The 22,988-nt window shown below is 44.5% G+C and carries 14 protein-coding genes; 11 read left to right on the forward strand and 3 right to left on the reverse strand.

Going from position 1 to position 22,988, the window contains the following annotated elements:
* The first annotated feature begins 5 nt into the window (after positions 1-5).
* The 11 genes from KIH41_RS06200 to KIH41_RS06250 all read left to right on the forward strand — a co-directional run bounded on the left by KIH41_RS06200 (position 6) and on the right by KIH41_RS06250 (position 17,293).
* Positions 6-1,262, forward strand: a complete 1,257-nt coding sequence (locus tag KIH41_RS06200; protein ID WP_214161869.1) for a murein hydrolase activator EnvC family protein — start codon at positions 6-8, stop codon at positions 1,260-1,262.
* A 117-nt stretch (positions 1,263-1,379) separates the two neighbouring features.
* Positions 1,380-1,580, forward strand: a complete 201-nt coding sequence (locus KIH41_RS06205; protein ID WP_143962106.1) for a twin-arginine translocase TatA/TatE family subunit — start codon at positions 1,380-1,382, stop codon at positions 1,578-1,580.
* Positions 1,581-1,598: 18 nt separating this feature from the next.
* Positions 1,599-3,023 (forward strand): Asp-tRNA(Asn)/Glu-tRNA(Gln) amidotransferase subunit GatA, encoded by a 1,425-nt coding sequence (gene gatA / locus KIH41_RS06210; RefSeq protein WP_214161870.1) that lies wholly within the window; start codon positions 1,599-1,601, stop codon positions 3,021-3,023.
* Positions 3,024-3,041: 18 nt separating this feature from the next.
* A complete protein-coding gene (locus tag KIH41_RS06215; RefSeq protein ID WP_213943833.1) occupies positions 3,042-4,466 on the forward strand; it encodes a lytic transglycosylase domain-containing protein in 1,425 nt (474 codons plus the stop codon).
* A 93-nt stretch (positions 4,467-4,559) separates the two neighbouring features.
* A complete protein-coding gene (locus KIH41_RS06220; RefSeq protein WP_214161871.1) occupies positions 4,560-5,669 on the forward strand; it encodes a DUF4837 family protein in 1,110 nt (369 codons plus the stop codon).
* A 24-nt stretch (positions 5,670-5,693) separates the two neighbouring features.
* On the forward strand, positions 5,694-7,964 hold the full coding sequence (locus tag KIH41_RS06225; RefSeq protein WP_214161872.1) for an NADP-dependent malic enzyme: 2,271 nt from the start codon (positions 5,694-5,696) through the stop codon (positions 7,962-7,964).
* Positions 7,961-8,560: a Holliday junction branch migration protein RuvA gene (gene ruvA / locus KIH41_RS06230; protein WP_213943830.1), complete on the forward strand. Its 600-nt coding sequence runs from the start codon at positions 7,961-7,963 to the stop codon at positions 8,558-8,560. The genes KIH41_RS06225 and ruvA overlap by 4 nt, the downstream gene beginning before the upstream one ends.
* A gap of 282 nt (positions 8,561-8,842) precedes the next feature.
* Complete coding sequence (sov, locus tag KIH41_RS06235; protein WP_246538988.1) at positions 8,843-15,733, forward strand: T9SS outer membrane translocon Sov/SprA; 6,891 nt, start codon at positions 8,843-8,845, stop codon at positions 15,731-15,733.
* Between the two features lie 53 nt (positions 15,734-15,786).
* Positions 15,787-16,164 (forward strand): glycine cleavage system protein GcvH, encoded by a 378-nt coding sequence (gene gcvH / locus KIH41_RS06240; RefSeq protein ID WP_213943829.1) that lies wholly within the window; start codon positions 15,787-15,789, stop codon positions 16,162-16,164.
* Positions 16,165-16,542, forward strand: a complete 378-nt coding sequence (locus KIH41_RS06245; RefSeq protein ID WP_317194926.1) for a VanZ family protein — start codon at positions 16,165-16,167, stop codon at positions 16,540-16,542.
* Positions 16,543-16,618: 76 nt separating this feature from the next.
* Positions 16,619-17,293, forward strand: coding sequence for an energy transducer TonB (locus tag KIH41_RS06250; protein ID WP_213943828.1), 675 nt, complete (start codon positions 16,619-16,621; stop codon positions 17,291-17,293).
* Between the two features lie 80 nt (positions 17,294-17,373).
* Here the strand turns inward: KIH41_RS06250 and KIH41_RS06255 are convergent, their stop codons facing one another.
* The 3 genes from KIH41_RS06255 to KIH41_RS06265 all read right to left on the reverse strand — a co-directional run bounded on the left by KIH41_RS06255 (position 17,374) and on the right by KIH41_RS06265 (position 22,933).
* Positions 17,374-18,252 (reverse strand): YicC/YloC family endoribonuclease, encoded by an 879-nt coding sequence (locus KIH41_RS06255; protein ID WP_214161873.1) that lies wholly within the window; start codon positions 18,250-18,252, stop codon positions 17,374-17,376.
* 253 nt (positions 18,253-18,505) lie between these two features.
* Positions 18,506-21,859, reverse strand: coding sequence for a PD40 domain-containing protein (locus KIH41_RS06260; RefSeq protein ID WP_214161874.1), 3,354 nt, complete (start codon positions 21,857-21,859; stop codon positions 18,506-18,508).
* A gap of 21 nt (positions 21,860-21,880) precedes the next feature.
* A complete protein-coding gene (locus KIH41_RS06265) occupies positions 21,881-22,933 on the reverse strand; it encodes an NAD(P)/FAD-dependent oxidoreductase (RefSeq protein WP_214161875.1) in 1,053 nt (350 codons plus the stop codon).
* Between the last annotated feature and the right edge of the window lie 55 nt (positions 22,934-22,988).

Raw genomic sequence — 22,988 nt, forward strand, 5'->3', positions numbered from 1 at the left:
ATAGAATGCCGCTAAGAAGTTTTTTTAAGTTAATTATAATTATCGGGTTAATTGTTTTAGGAAATTATACCGTATCGGAGGCCCAAACCACCAAAAAATCAAGAGCACAGCTGGAAAAGGAAAAATCTGAAGTCCAAAAGCGTCTTCAGGAATTTGACCGTATCCTCAAGCAGACATCCACCAGGCGCCAAGCCAGCATGGGTGAGCTCAATGCCGTTAACAAAAAACTTGAAACCCAAACGGCCTATATTTCTACCATCAACAAAGAGGTTAATCTCCTCAACAGGGAAATCCGGGAGACCGAACAGAAGATCAAGTCCCTTCACAACGACCTGAAGAACCTTAAAGAGGAATATGCCTCCATGGTGTACACCTCTTCCAAACTGAACAGCGGGGTGACTGTGCTTACCTTTGTGTTTAGCTCATCGACATTCAAACAATTCTATATGCGCTTGAGATACCTCAAGCAATATAGCGATGCACGAAAAAAGCAGGTGGAGCAAATTGAGAAAGTCAACCAGCAACTGCTAACCCAACAGGGTCAGTTAGAAAATAAAAAAGAGGAAAAGCAGGTAGTACTGCGAAAAGAACAAGAGCAGAAAAGAGCTTTGGACCTTTTGAAGAAGGAGCAGCAATCAATTGTCAATTCCCTTGCACAGAAAGAAGAGGAAATCAAAAAAGACATCGCCGCACATAAAAAACAGCAGGAAGAACTCAACCGCTTGATCACAAGGGTAATTGAGGAGGAAATCAGACTGGCTGAGGCAGAGGCCAAGAAAAAGGACAGCAAGGCTACCAAATCAACTGGTTCCAGCCTTCCTATGACACCGGAAGCTGCAGCGCTTTCCAGCAACTTTGCAGGAAACAAGGGCAACATTCCATGGCCGGTAGAAAAAGGTTTTATCTCCAAGAGATACGGTACTTACCCCCACCCTACCCTAAAAGGGATTACAGAGACTAATGATGGTGTGGATATCCAGACCAACAATGACGAGCCGGTAAGAGCTGTATTCGATGGCGTGGTCACCAAAATCACCACTGTACCTGGAATGGGCGGCACCGTCATCATCAAACATGGAGAATACTACACCATGTATAGCCGCTTAAAGACCATTAGTGTAAAATCCGGAGAATCAGTGAAAGCCCGCTCTCCCATAGGTACGGTACACACCAATTCGTCCAATGGCGTCTCAGAAGTGCATTTCCAAACCTGGAAAGGGCTTCAAGTGATGGACCCAACCATTTGGTTATCTAAAAAATAATGCGCAGAATTTCGTATATTTAAAAAAAAGATAGAGAACTGTAAGTATTTCCTTTGTGTTGAAATACCACTGTGATATCTTTGCAATCAATTATAAACCATAAATTTACTTATCATGATGATGACATTGGGTTTCTTACCAAATATAGGAGGCGGTTCACTAATCTTGATCTTTCTAGTGATCGTGCTTCTGTTCGGAGCAAAAAGAATCCCTGAATTGGCGCGAGGCTTGGGTAGAGGTATTAGAGAGTTTAAGGATGCGACCAAGGAAATTCAGGATGATTTAGAGGACGGTCTAAAAGACAAAAGAAAAGACTAAAAGCAAAAGCAGCATACATTGGAAAAATTTCTTTCATTTGACGAAATAAAGAAATCGTTAGAAAATCGGGAAACCGATTGCAAATCGATTGTCAATTATTACCTCAACAATATTAAAACGAAGGCGCATCTCAACGCCTTCGTTGAAGTTTATGAGCAATCCGCTTTGCAAAAAGCCGAAGAGATTGACCAAAAACTTGCACTTGGGAAAGCCGGAAAACTGGCTGGTATGGTATTGGGCATCAAAGATGTGCTCTGCCTCGCAGGACACACGGTCAATGCTTCCAGCAAAATTCTTGAGGGCTTTGAATCCCAGTTTACCTCCACAGCCGTTCAGCGACTTATCGACCAGGATGCCATTATCATCGGCCGCCTGAACTGTGATGAGTTTGGCATGGGCTCTTCCAATGAAAACACCGTTCACGGCAAAGTGCTTAATGACCTGGACAACACCAGGGTCCCTGGGGGTTCTTCCGGTGGATCAGCTGTAGCCGTTCAGGCAAACCTTTGTACCGTATCCCTGGGCACCGACACTGGTGGATCGGTAAGGCAACCTGCCGCCTTCACCGGGCTGGTGGGCACCAAGCCAACCTACAGCCGTGTTTCCCGACATGGCCTGATAGCTTATGCCTCTTCTTTTGACACCATAGGCGTGTTTAGCCGCAATGTCAAGGACAATGCCCGCGTGATGGAAACCATCGCCGGACCGGATGATTTTGACAGCACCGCTTCCAGAAAACCTGTTCCTAATTACAGCGAATTATTGCATTTCGGAAAGCCTGTAAAAATCGCCTATCTCAAAGAAACCATCAATTCCAGCGCTTTACAACCTAAAATCAAGGAAAACACCCTGGAAGTACTTGATAGGTTGAAAAAAGAAGGGCATGAAGTGGATGAAGTAAACTTCCCTTTGCTTGATTATGTGTTGCCGACTTACTATATTTTGACTACTGCAGAAGCAAGTTCTAACCTTTCGCGATTTGATGGCGTGAAATTTGGTTACAGAACTCCTAACGCTCACAACTTGGAGAGTATGTACAAGTTAACCAGATCAGAAGGGTTTGGAGAGGAAGTCAAGAGACGTATTATGTTAGGGACTTTTGTTTTGAGTGCTAGCTATTATGACGCCTATTTTACCAAGGCGCAGAAAGTTAGACGATTGATTAAGAATTTTACGGAGGACCTCTTAAATAAATATGACTACATCATTATGCCGACTACGCCTACCACGGCGTTTAAGTTTGGCGAGCATAGCAATGACCCTGTAGCCATGTATTTGGAGGATTTGTTTACCGTACAGGCATCTGTTTCAGGAGTGCCAGCCATATCCATTCCCAATGGCAAGGATGAAAAAGGCCTTCCGATTGGGCTTCAGATAATGGCCAACTCCTTCAAAGAGGCAGATTTATATGCATTTGCAGAGTATTTGTCAGCTTCGAATTAAATTAACACAGTACTGATTATGAAAAATTTGTTTAAAATCTTCGTTTTAGGCTTATTGCTAAACGCCATTTATTTTTCTAAGGCACATAGTCAGGAATTGTTGGAAATCCTTAACCAATCCGAGCCTGAGGAGGAAGAGGAAATGATATATCCGGTATATGATTACGAGCATATACCGGACTTTACCTATGATCAGGTAAAACAAAAAATCAAGAAAATGGACACGGATATGCCCTTCGAGTTGAACGAAAGGATTTATGGGTTCATTGATTACTTTACGGTAAGAAACCGTTCTTACACCAAAATGGTCCTTGAGAGAAAGGACACCTATTTCCCCCTTTTTGAAGAAGCCCTTGCCCGTCACAATATGCCTGACGACATCAAGTTTTTGGCTATCATCGAGTCCGGGCTCAACCCAAAAGCCCGCTCCAGAGTTGGCGCAATGGGTTTATGGCAGTTTATGCCAGCCACCGGCAGAATGTTCAACATGCATGCTACGCAAGATATCGATGAACGCATGGATCCCGAGCTGTCCACCGAAGCGGCCGCAAAGTATTTAAAATCACTACACAAAATGTTTGGCAACTGGGAGCTTGCCCTTGCTGCCTATAACTGTGGCCCTGGAAATGTAAGAAAAGCCATCAGAAAATCAGGAGGAAAAACCACCTTCTGGGGTGTATATGACTTCCTTCCGAAAGAAACCCGTGGGTATGTACCCCAATTCCAAGCCATGATGTATGTCCTTCGCCATGCAGATGACCATAATTTGATTTTGGAAGATGCTGCATTCCCTATTGCCTTTGAGCGCATCAAATTTGAGAAGTCCATGGATTTGGAACAATTTGCCGGAATCACAGGCATTTGTATTGAAGATTTGGACCATCTGAATCCATCCATTCTTGATCGAAGAATCCCAGAAAGCCACAAGCATTTTGCTTTAAAAGTTCCAAAGGCAAAGGCCCAGTACATCGCCGAAAACCAACACTGGATCAGTGATAGCCTAAATATCCCCACTGCCAGGCTTGTAGCCATCAAGGAATCTGATTACACCCCACAATCCTCTCTGACCAACGACAGAGTAGCCTACCGTGTGAAATCTGGGGATGCTTTAGGAAAAATAGCACAGAACCATGGTGTAACCGTTACCAATCTGAAAAACTGGAACAACCTTTCTTCCAACACAATACGAATAGGCCAGGTGCTTTATATTTATCCAAAAGGCAATACTGCCTTCAGCCGAAATCTGGCAAGCAGCGAAACGCCAACGAGCAGCTCCTCGAGCAATGCTTTTGACGCTTCCTCCAAAACCTACACCGTACAGCCTGGGGACTCATTATGGCTGATTTCCCGCAAGCTTGATGGGGTCACCATTGACCAGATCAAGAAGCTCAACAATCTGAACAACAATTCTATCAAACCGGGCCAAAAGCTTATCATTGGTTAATTAAGATCATTTAACTAATTTATTAAGCCTGCCATTTTCCCTTAATTTAAAATTTGCTTAAATTGTAGGGTTAATCATCCATTTATACTCAAAATGATATTAAGAAGAATAATCCTGAGCCTTTCGCTCATTGCATCTGCTTTGTTTATATTTTCATGTGAAGGAGATGACGAAGGGGGCAACGGCTCATCCAATAAACCAAAAGCCCGTGGTGCCATAGGAGAAATACTAGTCGTAATTGACTCCACCAAATGGCAGGGCCCTGCCGGGGAAGCAGTAAGAGAAGTTTTCCAAGAAGACATAAAAGGTATCATGAGGTCTGAAAGACTGTTTTCAGTCCGAAGAGTGGACCCCAGATCCATCACCAGGATGCTCAAATTGGCCAATAACATCGTGTATGTAACTTCTTTTGATGATAGAAGCGGTGGTAGCCAAAAAATCAACCAACAGTTCAATGAGGAATCCAGGCAAATGGTAGCCGATGATCCAACCATGTTCATGCTTAGAAGTAAGGATGAGTTTGCAGTGGGTCAGGAAGTGCTTTATCTATTTGGAACCACTGAGAATGATTTGATAAGAAATTTGCGGGAAAACAAATCCAAGCTGCAGAACCTTTTTCAGGTAAGAGAAAGGGAAAGACTAGGTAGAACAATATTAAAGAGAAAAAGCGGGGAGCTTTCGAGACTGGGGCAGGACAAGTTTGACATCAACCTCAACATCCCGGCATCCTACCAGTTGGTAAAGGATGAGAACAATTTTATATGGGCCAGGCAACCCACCCCTACAGCTGACAGGCCTGACATCAGTCTGTTTTTCTACCAGACGGATTATAAGTCAGAAGACCAATTATTCCCAGAAAATCTGGTCGAATTTAGGAATAGCATTACTAGAAACCATATCTTTGGGGACCCAAATAACAGGGAATCCTATTTGGTCACCGAGCGCCGTGAGGAACCACCGCTGTTCAACAATTTCAACATCCAAGGCAATTATGCTGTGGAAATGAGAGGCTCTTGGCGAACCAACACCTACAGCATGGGTGGCTCATTTTTGAGCTACATTGTGGTGGATGAGAAAAAAGGGAAGATCTATTATATGGAGGGTTTTGTCTATTATCCCAACGAAGCCCACAGGGAGTCGTTGAGAGAGATCGAAACCATATTGTTGGCCACTGAATTTCCCAATGAGGAAGAGGCCGATTAAGCAGCACAAACCAACAAACCTTTTATGGCTATTAAAATCAGAAAAGAAGATGCCCTTAATTACCACACCCAGGGTAAGGCAGGCAAAATTGAAGTAATCCCCACCAAACCCCTATCAAGCCAGTTGGATCTGGCTTTAGCTTACTCCCCCGGCGTGGCGGAACCTTGCAACGAAATTGCTGAAGATAAAGAAAACGTATATAAATATACTGCCAAAGGCAACCTGGTTGCCGTAATTTCCAACGGTACCGCAGTACTAGGTCTGGGGGATATAGGTCCCGAAGCATCCAAGCCTGTAATGGAGGGTAAAGGCGTCTTGTTCAAGAAATTTGCCGGTATCGATGTATTCGATATTGAAATCGACGAAAAAGATCCTCAAAAACTTATCCAGATCATCAAGTCCCTTGAGCCCACTTTTGGTGGGGTAAACCTTGAAGACATCAAAGCACCGGAATGTTTTGTGATTGAGCAAACCCTCAAGGAGCAGATGAAGATTCCTGTGATGCATGATGACCAGCACGGCACAGCCATCATCTCAGGAGCAGCCTTATTGAACGCCCTTGAACTGGTAGGCAAGAAAATCGAAGATATCAAATTGGTCGTAAACGGTGCAGGAGCATCCGCTGTTTCTTGTACCCGTTTTTACATGTCACTGGGCGTGAAGAGAGAAAACGTGGTCATGTGTGACAAAGAAGGTGTGATCCGTAACGACCGTCAGGGATTGGATACCATCAAGCAGGAATTCAGCACTGGCAGGGACATAAATACTTTGACAGATGCATTGAATGATGCGGACGTATTCCTTGGTCTTTCCGCCGGAAACATTGTTTCTCAAGATCAGATTCGCCAAATGGCACCAAATCCCATTGTATTTGCATTAGCCAATCCTAACCCGGAGATTCCCTACGAATTGGCCATCGAGGCACGCGAGGACATCATCATGGCTACAGGCCGATCCGACCACCCTAACCAAGTGAACAATGTATTGGGCTTCCCTTACATTTTCCGTGGGGCACTGGACGTGAGAGCCACTGCAATCAATGAAGAAATGAAATTGGCTGCAGCTAAAGCTATCGCTAAATTAGCCAAGGAGCCTGTTCCGGATATTGTAAATAAGGCCTATGGTGACAGCAAAATTAGCTTTGGTACTATGTACCTCATTCCCAAGCCGCTTGACCCAAGGTTGATCACCACCATCGCCCCTGCCGTAGCCAAAGCCGCTATGGATTCAGGTGTAGCCAAAAACCCAATTAAGGATTGGACAGCTTACGAACTTGAACTTCAGGAAAGAATCGGTATCGACCAACGATTGATGTCAAGAGTTATCTCTAGGGCGCGGAAAAACCCTAAACGCATTGTATTTGCCGAAGCTGATAACATCAAGATCCTTAAGGCTGCCCAAATTATTCAAGATGAGAATATTGCCATCCCAGTACTTTTGGGTAACAGTACAACAATCAAGCAGCTGATTGAGGAGCATTCACTGGACTTACAAAATGCCATGATTATCGATCCATTTGAGGATGATGCCAAAATCGACCATTTCAGCAGAATTCTTTATGAAAAACGTAAGCGAAAAGGCATCACCCCCCATGAGGCCAAAAAGCTGATGAGGGAGAGGAATTACTTCGGGGCCATGATGGTGGAAATGGGAGAAGCTGATGCTTTGATCTCAGGTCTTACCAAAGACTATCCAAAAACCATCCTTCCTGCCCTTCATGTAATTGGAGTAAAAGAAGGCGTGGACAGGGTAGCGGGCATGTACATTATGAACACCAACAAAGGTCCTTACTTCTTTGCTGACACTACGGTAAATGTAAATCCATCTGCACATGAACTTGTAGAAATCATCGGTTTGACCGCCAATGCGGTTAGATTCTTCGATATTGAGCCAAGAGTTGCGGTGCTATCCTATTCTAACTTTGGTTCTGCCAAAGGTGATGTGCCTACCAAAACTGCACTGGCCACCAAAATGGCTAAGGAGCAGTTCCCAGACTTGATCATCGAGGGTGAAATGCAGGCCAACGTAGCCATCAACGAGGAAATCCAACAGGAAAACTATCCCTTCAGTGCAATGGCACAGAAAAAGGCTAACACCCTGGTGTTTCCTGACCTAAGTGCTGGTAACATTGCTTACAAGCTACTTTCCGAACTCGGAAATGCTGAAGCAATCGGACCAATCCTTTTGGGTATGAACAAACCTGTACACATCCTTCAGCTGGGAAGCTCTATCCGTGATATCGTAAACATGGTGGCAATAGCAGTAGTGGATGCCCAAACACAAAATCAATCATGATTGCATATTTGAAAGGCAAACTTGCCTACAAGGATCCCACGTTTGTCATCATAGATGTCAACGGGATCGGCTACGAGGTAAAGATTAGCCTTACTACATATTCAAAAATTAAAGATGAGGAGCAAATTTTGCTCCTCACTTATTTGCATGTCAAAGAGGACGCCCAAGTTCTGTATGGTTTTAAGGAAGAGGCAGAAAAGAAGCTGTTTCTTCTGCTAATATCGATCAGTGGCGTCGGCCCCAATACCGGCCTGATGATTCTGTCTTCTCTTCATTCTGAAGAACTTGAATATGCGATAGCCAATGGCGACCATCAAACCATCCAACGGGTTAAAGGTGTCGGTGCCAAAACGGCTCAAAGAATTGTATTAGAACTAAAAGACAAGATAAAGAGAGACGCTTTAGGGGATGCGCCAATAACTGGTACTGGATTCCTAAATAGTGGCAATAAAATCAAAAAAGAAGCGTTGCAAGCATTGATAACGTTAGGTTTTCCGAAAGCGACCGCCGAAAAAAATATTGACAAAATCTTAAAAAAAACCGGCCCAGATATTTCTTTGGAAGAATTAATTAAGGCATCTTTAAAGTCCACATAATCTTGGAGAGTACGATTGATTTTTAATAACTCATATTATTTTTCGAGTTTAACCCGAATCCATTTTTCAACAGCAGGGTACATCTTGCTGTTGCTCGTATTTTTTTTACCTGTAAGTTCCGGACACGCCCAACAAGGCCCTGTCATTATTCCTCAAGATACTATTCCTACGGATACTTTACCTTCAAGGTTGGACAGCCTCATTCAACGGCAACAACAGCCGTCATTCCTGTTATGGAACAATTTTAATACCAATCCCCTATTTCCTCCTCAAAATCCCTTGATGAGAAGGCAATCGCCTTTTCTACTTGCCCCCCCTACCCAGAGAGAAGTGCAGGTAGAAATGGACACCACCATGAGGTACCGGATTATGGATCAAGTGGATTCAACAATGGTTGGTCCAGGATACACTTTGGATTTTGATGATTATTCCAAAATGCAGGAGCTAAGGATCAGGCAGGAATATTGGAGAAACCGTTCCCGAGGCCAAGATGGGGAAAGTGCCGTCAGTGGAAGAGGCCTTATCCCTCCTATGACCGTCAGCCCTACTTTTGACAGGTTGTTTGGGGGAAATGAGATCAACATTGTTCCCAACGGAAACGTCAACCTGGACTTTGGCGGGATTTACAGAAGAATCGACAACCCTGCCATCCCCATCCGGCAGCAGAGAAACGGGGGCTTCAACTTTGACCAGCAGATCCAGATGGCGGTCAATGGAACCTTGGGCCAAAAGATGAGAATCGGGGCAAATTTCGACTCCAACAACTCATTTGATTTTCAGAACCAACTGAAAGTGGAATATACTGGCTTTGAGGAAGATATTGTGAAGTCCATCGAAATCGGTAATGTCAGCATGCCGGTTCAAAATAGCTTGATCCAAGGTGCACAAAACCTTTTTGGCGTCAAATCCCAACTGCAGTTCGGTAAACTTTTCATGACTACCGTAGCCTCTACCCAAAGGGGACGTAGGGATGAGATTGTATTGGAAGGGGGAAACCAAGGGCGGCCATTTGAACTGAGAGCTTCAGATTATGATGAAAATAGACACTTTTTCCTAGGGCATTTCTTTAGGGACAATTATGAAAGGTGGCTCAGAGGTTTACCTCAGGTACTTTCAGGAGTAAACATCACCCGTGTGGAAGTTTACATCATGAACCGGGCAAACAACACGGAAACGTTGAGGAATTTCATAGCTTTTACCGACCTTGCAGAGGGTCAAAGGATCCACCGTCCCGACAATCCAAACATCGGAACGGGCAATTCCTCCTCCCCTAACTCCAATGATGCCAACAACCTTTTCAACAACCTTACCCGAAATGGTGCCTACCGTTCATTTGACAATGCCGGTCAGGCAATCGAAAGCGGTCTTGGGTTGACTAGAGGAACCGACTTTGTACAGATCAATGGGGCAAGGAAACTTGCCCAAACAGAATTCACCTTCCACAGAGAGTTGGGATATCTCTCGCTTTTCAGAAAGCTTCAAAACGATGAGGTAGTGGCTGTATCCTACGAATACACCTATAATGGCAGGTCCTATAAGGTGGGTGAACTGAGTGAAGATTACCAAAACAGGCCAGAAAACGAAGTTCTATTCCTAAAGATGCTCCGCCCTGCAAGCATCAACACCAGATTGCCTACGTGGGATCTGATGATGAAAAACATCTATAACCTGAACGCCAACCAAATCCAGCGGGAAGGTTTCCAACTCCAGGTAATCTACCGAGATGACCGAACCGGTCTGGATAACCCCAGCTTACTGGAAGGGCAAAATGTGCGGGATAGACCGCTTATCCGGTTAACCGGACTGGATAACCTCAACCCCCAAAATGACCCCCAACCGGATGGCAACTTTGACTTTGTGCCTGGCCTGACCATAATGCCCGAACGGGGTCTTATGGCTTTTCCCGTTTTGGAACCTTTTGGCCAGAGGCTGGAGAGTTTTTTCGAACCAGGCGAGGCAAATCTGGTTGACAAATATGTTTTTGACACCTTGTACCGCACCACTCAAGCTGATGCGGAATTGGTGACTAGACTCAATAAATATTTCATTGTCGGCAGCTTAAATGCCGGGTCAGCATCTGAAATCATGCTGCCCGGCTTAAATATTTCCGAGGGGTCGGTATTGGTGCAGGCGGGAAATATACCATTGACCGAAGGGGTGGATTATACCGTTGATTATAATATTGGACGGGTAATCATTATCAATGAAGGCATTTTGGCTTCAGGAAAGAGGATTACCATCAGTTTTGAAAAAGCCGATCTGGTAAGCTTCCAGACACGAAGTTTGCTGGGTACAAGATTTGATTATATTTTCAATGATAACCTAACTTTGGGGGGTACCTTTTTATACCTTAACGAACGCCCCAACATCACCAGGATCGCCACCGGCAACGAGACTATCCGTAACAGCATGTGGGGATTGGATGTGAATTATAGTGATGAATCTAGGTTTTTGACCAAACTTACTGACGCATTACCGTTTACTAATACCAAGGAAAAGTCCTTGTTCCAATTCAGCGGGGAATTTGCCCAGCTGCTCCCTGGCACATCCAATCAGGTAAACGGTGAAGGGACTTCATACATTGACGATTTTGAAAATGCAGTAACTCCATTCAGCTTGGGAGCCAACCCCCAAAGCTGGAGCCTGGCAGCCACTCCTGCCACTGACGACAACCGGTTTGACCTCAGCTTCCAATCTGAGGACCGACTTGGCAATGCCTACAGAAGAGCCCGCTTGGCTTGGTACACCATAGATAACGTCTTTTATAGAGAATCAGGCCCTGGTGTTCCTTCCAATATTACCCGCCAGGATAGGCAAAACCATTATGTCAGAAGAGTAATCCCTCAAGAGATATTTAGGGAGAGATTTAGGGATGTTATCATTACCCCAGAGCCCCTTTTTGAAATGGCCTATTTCCCCCATGAGAGAGGGATGTATAATTACAATACAAGCCTTACCCCTGATGGCCTATTGCCCAATCCAAGGCAGAATTATGGGGGTATCACCCGAGCTATTACCTCAGAGGTAGATTTTGACCGGACCAATATTGAGTATATTGAGTTCTGGTTGATGGATCCCTTCATTGGGGGTGAAAATGGTAGAGTGCTGGATGGTATTTTTAATGAGAACAACACCACAGGTGGCCGATTGGTGTTCAACCTTGGTGAAGTGTCAGAAGACATTATCCGTGATGGACGTCATGCCTTCGAAAATGGCCTTCCAGAGGATGGCGATCAATCGCAAACAGTGGTAAATGAATGGGGTCGGATCACAAGACAACAATTCCTCACACCGGCGTTTGACAATTCCCCAGAAGCGCGGGAAAATCAAGACGTGGGTCTGGATGGACTTAGCAGTGAAGAAGAAGCCGCATTCTTTGCCGACCGTTTTATCAACCGATTGAGTGTGGCTGGAGAGGCTTTGCAGGAAATCATCCAGGATCCATCCGCCGATGACTTCCAATATTATCTTGATAACAACTTTGACCAAAATGATGTCAAAATTCTCGAGCGTTACAAGAAGTTTAACGGTATGGAAGGCAATACCCCCATCACTTCCAATGTAAACCTGCCGTATACCCCTTCAGGAAGCAACGTGCCAGACAATGAGGATCTAAACAATGACAACACCATCAATGAGGTAGAAAGCTACTACGAATATAGCTTGGAACTGCGCCCATCCGAAATGCGGCCTGGTCGAAATTATATCGTGGATGAAGTGACCCACATCGAAAATGGGGAGTCGGTTAACTGGTATCTTTTCCGTATTCCGGTTCGCCAACCGCACCGCACCCAGGGAGACATTTCAGGGTTCAAGTCCATCAGGTTTATGAGAACTTACCTGACGGATTTCGAGCAACCTGTGGTATTGAGAATGACCAAATTCCAACTGGTGGGCAGCCAGTGGAGAACTTTCGAGGAATCACTTTTTCAGAGAGGCTTCGCTGAAATTCCTGAGCCGGACTTGTCCAATTTCAGAGTTGGCGTGGTGAATATCGAGGAAAACGGTCAGGGCAGCGAAAACATGAGCCCCTATGTGCTACCTCCGGGTTTCACGAGGGACAGGGACAATACCTCCACGGTGGAAAGGCAGCTGAACGAGCAGTCCTTGCAGCTTTGCGTGGACAACCTTGCCGCTAGAGATGCACGGGCGGTTTTCAAAAATGTAAATGAGGACCTTGTCCAGTACGGAAGGTTGAAAATGTTTCTTCATGCTGACAGTGATGATGCTGAAAACGGTGAAATTACAGCTTTCCTTAGGTTGGGAACCGACTACACTGACAACTATTATGAGATTGAGGTGCCACTGATGCTTACTCCGCGAGGGACAAGAGACCCACGGCAAATTTGGCCTTTGGAAAATGAAATTGACATTGCCATTAATGAAATAGTGGGCGTAAAAGCCGAGCGTGACCAACAGCGTGTTCCGCAAAACCTGCCTTTTACTGCCCAGATAAGACAATACCGTGTGACTGTGATCGGACGTCCAGAACTGAGTTTTGTACAGGGGATGATGATAGGTATCAAAAATCCTGGCTCCACGGGGGGTGCCAGCCGTTCCATTTGTATTTGGGCCAATGAGTTGAGGGTTACGGACTTCAACAGAAGCTCAGGCTGGGCCGCCAATGCAAGAATGAACGCCCAACTTGCCGATGTGGCGGTGATCAGCTCCTCTATTCGCCACAATACTTTTGGCTTTGGCGGCTTGGAAACTAGACTTTCCCAAAGGGCAAGGGAATCCACGACCCAATATGACATTTCAGCTAATGTGAATGTGGACAAAATACTGCCGGAAGGCTTGGGTATTAGTGTACCCATGTACATCAGCATGGAAAACACCACCACCACACCAGAATTTGATCCTCTCAATGCCGATGTTCCTTTTGAACTAGCCCTCTCCAAATTCCAAACCGAGGAAGAAAGGGAAGCCTATAGGCAGCTGGTTCTTGATCAGGTCAAGCGAAGAAACATTTCTTTCAATAACGTCAGGAAACTCAAACGGAACGAGGATTCCAAAAGCCGTTTCTATGACCTGGAAAACCTGGCTTTTTCCTACTCTTTCGGAACAGTGAGGCAAACCAATATCCGTACGGAAAGCTATGATTGGGAAACCTATCGCGGAAACATCCTATACAACTTCCAGCCCACCCCGGTGGTCATTGAACCGTTCAAAAACATGGGTTTTCTAAGCAGCAAGCACCTGCAGCTCATCCGAGATTTCAATCTAAACCTCACCCCTTCAATGCTTACGGCCAGGTTAGATGTGGATAGAAGCTTTATGCGCACCCAGTATAGAAATGATAGGCTGACAACTGAAGGAGTAGATCCACTCTTCCAAAAAAGCTTTTTCATCAACCGTTTTTATGGTCTAAACTGGGATTTGACTAACAATCTCCGCTTCGACTTTAATAGCCGCATCAATGCCGTGGTAGATGAACCTGAAGGGGATTTGAATACCCAGGCCAAGATGGATTCAGTCCGCTTAAATGCATTCAGACTGGGCAGGACTACCAATTACCACCACCAGGCCACGCTGAATTATGCCGTGCCTCTGGATAAACTACCTGCCACAGACTGGATCAAAGCCGACCTTCGGTATGAGGCCACCTACGCTTGGTTTACTGGAGCCATAGGACAAAGGGATACCTTGGGAAATGTGATCCAAAACACCCGTGACCGAAGTGTCAACGGGAAACTGGATTTTGCGAAGCTGTACAGCAAAAACAAGCGACTGCGGGAAGTAACCGCACCCAGGCGGCCTACCATTCCAGGTAGGCAAAGACAGGAGGAAACCTCCTCGCCGGAAAGCCCTGTGAACAGCCTGCTCAAATTTGCCATGATGGTAAAAGAAGTCAATTTCCGCTATGGAATTGTGGAAGGCACATTCCTGCCAGGATACATGGAAAACACGGGGCTTTTCGGCATGGACAGAAGCTTCTTGAACCCGGGGCTTGGTTTTGTGATGGGCTCCCAAAATCCGATGGTAAGGTATGATTTGGCCAATCAGGGACTCTTGGCCCCTAGTACTGAGTTAACTCAGACATTTAGGCAGAGTCAAACGATAAACCTCCAGGTGAATGCCTTAATAGAACCCATAAGGGATTTTAGAATAAACCTGGACGCAAGAAAAAGAGAAATGGGTGAATACAATGAGATTTTCAGAAGGGATGAACTCTTTGACAACGAATATTTATCCATCAATCCAAACAGAATAGGTGCATATAGCATAAGTTACAGTTTGATTCGGACTGCTTTTGCGAGTGATGATAGGCAAAACAACAGTCCTTTGTTTAGGAGATTTGAAGAATACCGCTCTGTGATTCAGCAAAGGCTGGCAGCCCAAAACCCTGCCGGAGAGTACCAACTCAACGGTCAGGATGTTTTGATCCCATCCTTCCTTGCCGCCTATTCTGGTCAGGATGTTAACGATATCGGACTCTCCCCTTTCCCTAAAATTCCTATACCCAACTGGAGAGTGGAATACCGTGGACTGGGCAGGATCCCGGCTTTGCAGGAATATTTCTCCAGCATCAACCTGACGCATAATTATACATCAAGCTATGATGTCAGCAATTTCTCCAACAGCTTGCTTTACCAAAATGGTTTGGAACTTTATAATACGGTCCATCAATTCCCAGCTGCATCCTTGACCAACGAATTCGGGGAGTTTATTCCCGTATTTATCATGAACCAAATCGTGGTATCGGAAAGATTTGCACCGCTAATAGGTGTCAATCTTTTGACTAAAGACAGGATGAATATCGGATTCGAATACAATACCGAGCGGAATATAGGCCTTAATTTCTCCAATGCCCAGGTGACGGAGCAGAGTAGCAAGGATTTCAGGTTTGACTTAGGTTATACCAAGGCTGGTGTCCGCATCCCCTTCAAAATCCGAGGGCAGCAGGAAGTACTAGACAATGACTTGGAAATCCGGCTATCTACCAGGATCGTGGATACCCAAACGATTCAGCGGAAAATCGAAGAAGTGAGCACCTTGACCAACGGAAACCTCAATTTTCAGATTAGACCTACCATAGGTTACTTAATAAATCAAAATTTGCGCGTAACCCTGTATTTTGACAAAACTATCAATGACCCAAAGGTTTCCACAGCCTTTCGTAGAAGCTCCACCGCCTTTGGTGGACAATTACGATTTAATTTATCCCAATAGGTTTTTTCATTAAACGAAAGCTTGTATTTTTGGACAGGTATAAACAAAATTTTATGAACTTCCCAAAAGAACTAAAGTACACTAAAGATCACGAGTGGGTAAAAATTGAAGGCGACACTGTTACAATTGGCATCACCGAATTTGCGCAGAGAGAATTGGGCGATATTGTATATGTAGAGGTTGAAACTGTCGGTGAAACTATTGAGCACGGTGAGGTGTTTGGTACAGTAGAGGCGGTAAAGACTGTTTCGGATTTATTTATGCCCCTATCTGGTGAAATCCTAGAATTCAACGAAGAACTTGAAAACAGCCCTGAAATGGTCAACGAAGATCCATATGGTGCAGGCTGGATGATCAAAGTGAAAATGGATGGCGATCTTCCGTCAGACCTACTTTCTTCCGAGGAGTACGGAGAACTATTGGGACAATAAGTGAAAAACAGACTGCTACTGGCGCTGGCTTGGACTATCCTATTGCTGATAGGGTTGCTTACACCCGGTTCATCTATCCCAGATGTCCCCAAGCCTCCCGGTGCGGACAAGCTTGTCCATCTTGGTTTATTTATGGTTTTGGCCTTTCTTTGGTCAAGAGTATTTAATGATCGTACGGACAAAAGAATAAAAAAAAGCAAATACATTCCGAACTTCTTAGTTGTTATAGTTGTTTTTGCTATATTAGTGGAGTATATACAGCGATTGGTACCGGGCCGCTCATTTGATTATTGGGATATCCTGTTCAATATACTCGGGGTGACAATTGGCGCCGTTCTATTCTATTATTTGCACAAGCGTAAAAGTAAGCTTGTATAAGTGAAATAAAATAGTTACAATTGTTATCTCTTTAACATTAAAGTAAACTTATTTAAACCTTTATAAGGAAATTAACATGGAAGCTAAAAAGACAGAAAAGGCTGACTTAACCAGAAAATCGGGCATGTTCCTGAATCTGGGTCTTATGGTCAGTGTTGGTCTTGTCCTGTTAGCCTTTGAGTGGAAGTCTTATGACGATCTAGCATTGAAGGATCTGGGCACGATTGACGATGATTTCGAGGAGTTACTAGATATTCCGATTACGGAACAGCCACCTCCACCGCCACCACCGGTAGAGCAGCCTATCATCGAGGAGATCCCTGATGAGGTTGAAATTGAAGAAAAGATCGAAGTAAACTTCGATGTGGATGTTAAAGAGGAGACCGTAATTAAGGAAGTTGAAATCTCTGACGCACCAGTTGAAGAGAAAGCTGATGAGATCTTTGACGTGGTAGAGAACCCACCACAGCCTCAGGGCGGTATGGAAGGTTGGAACAAGTATCTTTCCAGCAACCTTAAATACCCAACCCAAGCCAGAAGAATGGGTATTGAAGGTACTGTTTACGTAGTGTTCGTTGTGAACACGGATGGATCAATCCAAGACGTTGACGTACTAAGAGGTATCGGGGGCGGTTGTGATGAGGAAGCTATCCGAGTAGTAAAAGCAGCACCTAAATGGACCCCTGGTAAGCAGAGAGGTAGACCAGTAAGGGTAAAAATGAGACTACCGATCAGATTCAAACTGAGCTAATCAAAACCAAAATAAAAAAGGGACTTTTCTAAGTCCCTTTTTTATTTTAACCCCTTAATCCTCCAACCACTTATTCTACCTTAAAGGATATTCAAAGCCTGCTCTTTTATCTTTTCTAGCTCATCCTTCATGATGATCACATGTCTTTGAATTGAAGCATCATTGGCCTTCGATCCAATGGTATTAATCTCTCTACCGATTTCTTGACTGATAAAACCAAGTTTTTTACCCTGGCTCTTATCGCTTGATAGGATTTTGTCAAAATAATCAAGGTGGGTGCCCAACCTCACGATTTCCTCTGTGATATCAATCTTCTCAAAGTAATAGATAAGTTCCTGTTCAAACCTGTTGGCGTCAAATGAATTCTCGTCCAAGAATTCCTTGAAGTTATTTCTAATCCGCTCTTTAATCCTATCTTTTCGGATCGGGTCTTCAACTTCCACTTTCTTCAGTCCATCCCTGATGATGCTGATGTTCTCTTCCATCTTTCTGGCCAACACTGCCCCTTCGTCCTTTCTATACTCATCGCAGTGCTCCAAAGCCTCCACCATCACCCTTTTCACCACTTCCCAATCCCCGTCCCCACTAGCAGATTCAGTTAGCACTGAGGTTACATTCGGAGACTGAAGGGCTATTTTAAACAGCTCAGGACTGTCCACCCCAACCTTTCCGGCCATGGTGGCATACTTTTCGAAATAGGCTTCAAAAAGCTCCTCATTGATTGAAACGGGCAGCTCGTTGCTCTTTTTGGCCGTAAATTCTATAGTCAAATTCACTTTGCCTCTTTCTAAAATGCCATTTACGACATTCCTTACTTCCAATTCTTTATCGCTAAATTGTCGCGGACTCCTCAAGGACAAATCCAAAAACTTGGAGTTCAAAGTCTTGACCTCAACATTTATGATGTAGTCATCATTTTCAAGATTGGCCACACCATAGCCCGTCATAGATTTAATCATACTTTCTTATTTCAATATTTAATGTTTTCTCTCATCATTCGGTCTTCCGTCAAGAATACCCGAAATGGTAACTCTGCAAATTCTACGCAATGAAGCCTTTGTGTACTTCCTTTCCACTAAGTGTCTTTTGTGGCCAATTAATCTTTTTGCAAATTATTTCCGTGAAGAGGCTCTTTTGTTACTTCTTTTTAATTTTGTGCCCTTTGTGCCCTTCGTGGCCTTTGTGGCCTACTTTTCTTACGTCTTCCGTCTTCTAAAAATTATACCCCAACGTCACATAAAATCTCGGTCTCTCCACAGTATAATCCCTCACAGGCCTGGCCACATCAAATTTCACATAATAATTGAGCAAAACAGTCCTCAAGCCAGCACCATAACTCTGCAGCCATGGATTGCTAAAATTGTTGACGGTAATATTAAAAGGTGACCCTTCGGTATCTATCACCTCGGTGTTTCTATCATTGATTCTCTCCCACGGCGCAGCTTCATTCCAGGATGAACCCGCATCATAGAAACCTACAAGCTGGAAATTCTTCACGAAATTAGAGGCTATATTCCCTCTTGATAAATAGGAGAAAATAGGGATTCTCAATTCAGCTGAAAAGGTGATCACATTATTCCCCCTGATCTCATCGTAATCATACCCCCTCAGATCCACAAATTCAGCAAACAGCAAGTTGGTATTTTCTCTTCCTGTAGGGTTCCTCACTGGACTGGCTTCTGGCCTATTGGCTGGAGGTTCATAAAACTGGTTAAAGAGCCAGTTGTCCATTCCGCCCACCATGTAGGTTTGCGGATTGTTCCCAAAAAATGAGCCTGCAAAGAGACGGGTTGCCAAAGTGATATTCTTGGACACCTTCTGGTAATTTCTCAAGTCCAGGTAAGCATTGCTGAAAGAGCGCTGGCTTTCATTCAGGCCTTGGTAGTGGACGAACCCGATTTTACCCTTGAAGCCTTGCTGCATATACAAGCCCAGCTGGTTGGTTCTATCCACCACAAATTCAGCCCTACCACCCGCATAGTTGATATCAAGCCTGTTTTCCATTCCTTCCCCTCCCCTGATAATGGAATCCGGATTTAGATTGAAATACTGAGTTTTTGCCACAAAAGGAGCCAACATAACCCTGGAGTGAACCGTGAAAGGATAGCTAAATCCTAACTCGGTTTTGGTCAGTACATAGCGCTGATAGGTTTCAATTCCTTCAGACCACAATACCGCCCTTCTATCAAACCTTCCCCTTACATCAATTCTCTGCTTGAGATATTCATACTCAAAGAACACGTCCGATCCAGACCTGAAATCTAGGGTGGTCATGATTCCGCCTCTAAAGGCGTGGTTGTCCAAAAGGTCTGTCATCTCGGCGTTGAGGCTAACCCCAAATCCACGAAGCGGATCCACAACAAAATTGGTATTCAGACTGCTGGCAATAAATCTAGGCACATAGGTGTTTGGTCCGGTCACTCTTTTTTGCATGGTCTGCTGCCTATAGGCATCCAAGGCTGAACTTCTCCCTGCACCTGCTAGGCGTGTTGACCTATCGATTTCTGGTACCGTATCAAACACATAATTATCTGTATCTATCCCACCTCTTCCTTCAAACCGCAGCCTATCGGTATTGATAGTACCAGTTTGTGGAGTAGTGGGCACGGTATCCCTAGCTACACCACCGCCGCCAATCAGCAAATCGTCAAGGTTAATATCCACTGTAGGCGCTGGGGTTATGGTATCCGTAACCACCTCATCTGGTCGAACCGCCCTTTGCTGGGTTCGGCGTTCGGCCGGTGTCTCCCTGCGATCTCTTCTGGTAGCTGTCCGTTCGTTTAGCAACTTGGCCTGAGCCAATTGCACCCTGGGTGTGCTAGGCGTGAATTGGTCTAGGTTGGGAAATGTCTCCACCACCAACTTACTTTGGATACCATCCTGTACCGAATAGGCCCACTGGTTGGTTTGGGGAGAATAGTCAAATGCTATCAGGCTTTTGTTGAAGGCGGAAACCTGGCTGGACACCGAGGATCCCAACCCATACCTACTCACATTCATGATCCCACTCTGGTCGCTTAAATGCAAAACAAAATTCCTATTGAGTACCTTTGGCCTAAAGTTTTTAGTATTGGTATTCGTCAGTCTTGTGGTGACCACCGAATCGCCAACGTCAATTCGGAAAAGGTTATAATAATCCGCTAAATTAGAAATATCAAAAATCCGTTCATTCAAAAGACTGTCGGGCAAATCGGTACGATTGGAAGAAAACACTATCGTGCTGTCATTTAAAAATACCGGACTGATGTTGTCAAACACATCATTGGTCAACCTTCTCCCCTGTCCTCTCATGTTCAAAGTATAGATTTCAGTTTTGCCATTTGAAATGGCAGAAAGCACCATGTTGCGGCCATTGGAATTAAAGTCTATATCCAAGATCTGGGTAAGATTTCTCAGGAAGATTTTATCTTGACCGCTGCCGTCAATAGCGCGAAGTCTCAAGGTGGAGGTTCCCCTTCTAAAAGTTGCAATGGCTAAGTTCAAGGTATCCTTCCAGGCAATTACTGGGGAAGTGAAGTTAGGCCGCTGGTCGTCCACATTGTATCCCCCCCTATAAACGGCTCTTTCCCTTCCCGAACTCAGGTCACGCACCACTACCCTGTATTTACCGTTGGTGTTCTGAACATAGGCAAGGTTTTTCCCGTCAGGGCTGAACTTCACATCGTTTATGCTGCCCTGCCTTCTGGGGCTGGTGGTGGTTATTACCTTATCCTCATTGATACTTTTAAAAGTTGACAATACCGGCTCGTTCAGTCCCACATAATACCCTCTCCATTGATCAGAAAAGTTGCGGTAGTTGATCCCTATGGTGTTGGCAATACTGTTTTCCTCATTTCTGTTGATCCTACTGAGGTTTAATATGCTGGAGATATATCTACGTCCGTATTTTTCCACGATGAAGTTCCAAATGGACTGCCCCACCAATCCAGCTTCCTCATCCCTCAATCTGTGCATTCGCGGCCGGGGATTGTTGTGAAGGTAGTGGCGGACAAAATCATCCATCTCCCTGCTCCAACCTTTTGCCAAATAAAGCGCTGCTCCATCTACAAACCACTCCGGGAAACTATTGATCAGATTGGACTGGAAAGCATCGGCAATGGATGAGCCGTAAAGCATTTCCTCGATGATGGCCTTGGACACCCCATAAATTAACTCTTCCTTAAATTCGGGATATTGGCCTGTGAAGGGGACTTCAGCCAGAAGCTTGCTGAAATAGGTTTGACCATCTACGGTGTATTCATTTTTGTTGAGATTGAGATTACTCTGAAGGAGGTCTTCGCGCGAATTGTAAATAAAGACCTTCGGCTTGGTGTAAGCCACATACCCAATCATCTGGGTGATCCGGTCAAATTGGGATTCCAGATAGTCAATCGCCATCCGGGCCTTGGCTTGGCCTCCGTCGTAATAGTAAACTTCAAAATTATTGGAAGAATAGTACGACCATTCCATATTCTTATGTTGAACACGGTTTTTTCCGAACCTCTCCCGGTCAAATTGCGCTTTGGTTTCAGGAGTAAAACCAAAAAGTAGCACAAAACTCAATACTAACAGTAATCTCAGCTTCATGTATGTAGGGTAAACACTCTCTTAAATATACTTAAAAAAACGACTTATATTAACATCTTTATCCACTTCCTGATTTAAAAGTAATAGATTGGTCATCATTTTACTTAAATAAGGCACCAGCGAAACGCCCTTTGCCCCAAATCCATTAAAGATATAAACGCTTTCATATTCAGGATGTTTACCTAAAAATGGTTTACGATCCCTGGTGGCAGGCCGGATGCCGTAGCTGTGTGAAATTATTTTTTTCTCCCCATTACGGATTAACTTATCATATTTCTCCAAAATCTCCTCCTTGGCCCTTTCGGTCACCCCCGTATCCAGATCATGCTTGCTATAAGTAGAACCCACCTTCAATCTGCCGTCCGGAAGTGTAATTCTAAAAACACCCCTATTGATGATCTCCTCAGGCTGGAATCCCTCTTCCAGTTCCAGCACCTCCCCTTTCACCGGGGCGAATGGCAAAAAGTTGAAAAAACGGCTGTCCAGTGATCCAAGACCATTGCAATAAACAATCTTGGAAGCTTTTATCCCATTGTACTCCACATAGGCCTCCAATACTGTAAGCTTTTCCTCGTCAAATCTTTCCTGGGTCAAGAGACCTTCCCCAAGTAAATATTGCTGGTAGCTGTCCAGCATACGATTTAGATCCACATAACCAGAATTTTTTAACATCACCCCACCGTAGGGATTCACCACCTCCTCATACAGTGGCTTGCTGATAACTTGGTCGATATAATCCTGAAAATTTTCATCCCCACTTCTGCCCATCCACTCATTGAGCTCCTCAATGGACAAAAAAGGTCTATAAATCTTTCTGGGATGGAAAAAATGGGCATCCAGTTTCTTTTCCAAAGACCGGTAGAGAGGGCCTATTTCAGGAAAAAGAGAATCAGCAAGCCACGTTTTCACCATCTTCTTTCCCGTAATGGGATTGTAAAGACCAGCTGCAATGCGGGTGCTTAGGTTGGCTTTAGGCTCATCGATTAAGTGAACGCTTTTTCCTTCCTGAATCAGGCGGTGTGACAAAACTGTACCGGCAAGCCCCTGCCCTATGAGTAAAAAATCTACTTCCATGCCCAAAATTAAAGTCTTTCTTTGTTATTTTTGGCATTCAATGAAAATGATTCCA

The sequence above is a fragment of the Litoribacter ruber genome (assembly GCF_018500185.1).
GTDB classification, from domain to species: Bacteria; Bacteroidota; Bacteroidia; order Cytophagales; family Cyclobacteriaceae; genus Litoribacter; species Litoribacter ruber.

Excerpts from the sequence above, each read along its gene's own strand:
- KIH41_RS06265 (WP_214161875.1), bottom strand. The coding sequence starts at position 22,933 with ATGGAAGTAGATTTTTTACTCATAGGGCAGGGGCTTGCCGGTACAGTT.
- KIH41_RS06200 (WP_214161869.1), top strand. The coding sequence starts at position 6 with ATGCCGCTAAGAAGTTTTTTTAAGTTAATTATAATTATCGGGTTAATT.
- KIH41_RS06225 (WP_214161872.1), top strand. The coding sequence starts at position 5,694 with ATGGCTATTAAAATCAGAAAAGAAGATGCCCTTAATTACCACACCCAG.
- KIH41_RS06260 (WP_214161874.1), bottom strand. The coding sequence starts at position 21,859 with ATGAAGCTGAGATTACTGTTAGTATTGAGTTTTGTGCTACTTTTTGGT.
- KIH41_RS06250 (WP_213943828.1), top strand. The coding sequence starts at position 16,619 with ATGGAAGCTAAAAAGACAGAAAAGGCTGACTTAACCAGAAAATCGGGC.
- KIH41_RS06220 (WP_214161871.1), top strand. The coding sequence starts at position 4,560 with ATGATATTAAGAAGAATAATCCTGAGCCTTTCGCTCATTGCATCTGCT.
- sov (WP_246538988.1), top strand. The coding sequence starts at position 8,843 with ATGAGAAGGCAATCGCCTTTTCTACTTGCCCCCCCTACCCAGAGAGAA.
- gcvH (WP_213943829.1), top strand. The coding sequence starts at position 15,787 with ATGAACTTCCCAAAAGAACTAAAGTACACTAAAGATCACGAGTGGGTA.
- ruvA (WP_213943830.1), top strand. The coding sequence starts at position 7,961 with ATGATTGCATATTTGAAAGGCAAACTTGCCTACAAGGATCCCACGTTT.
- KIH41_RS06205 (WP_143962106.1), top strand. The coding sequence starts at position 1,380 with ATGATGACATTGGGTTTCTTACCAAATATAGGAGGCGGTTCACTAATC.
- KIH41_RS06255 (WP_214161873.1), bottom strand. The coding sequence starts at position 18,252 with ATGATTAAATCTATGACGGGCTATGGTGTGGCCAATCTTGAAAATGAT.
- KIH41_RS06215 (WP_213943833.1), top strand. The coding sequence starts at position 3,042 with ATGAAAAATTTGTTTAAAATCTTCGTTTTAGGCTTATTGCTAAACGCC.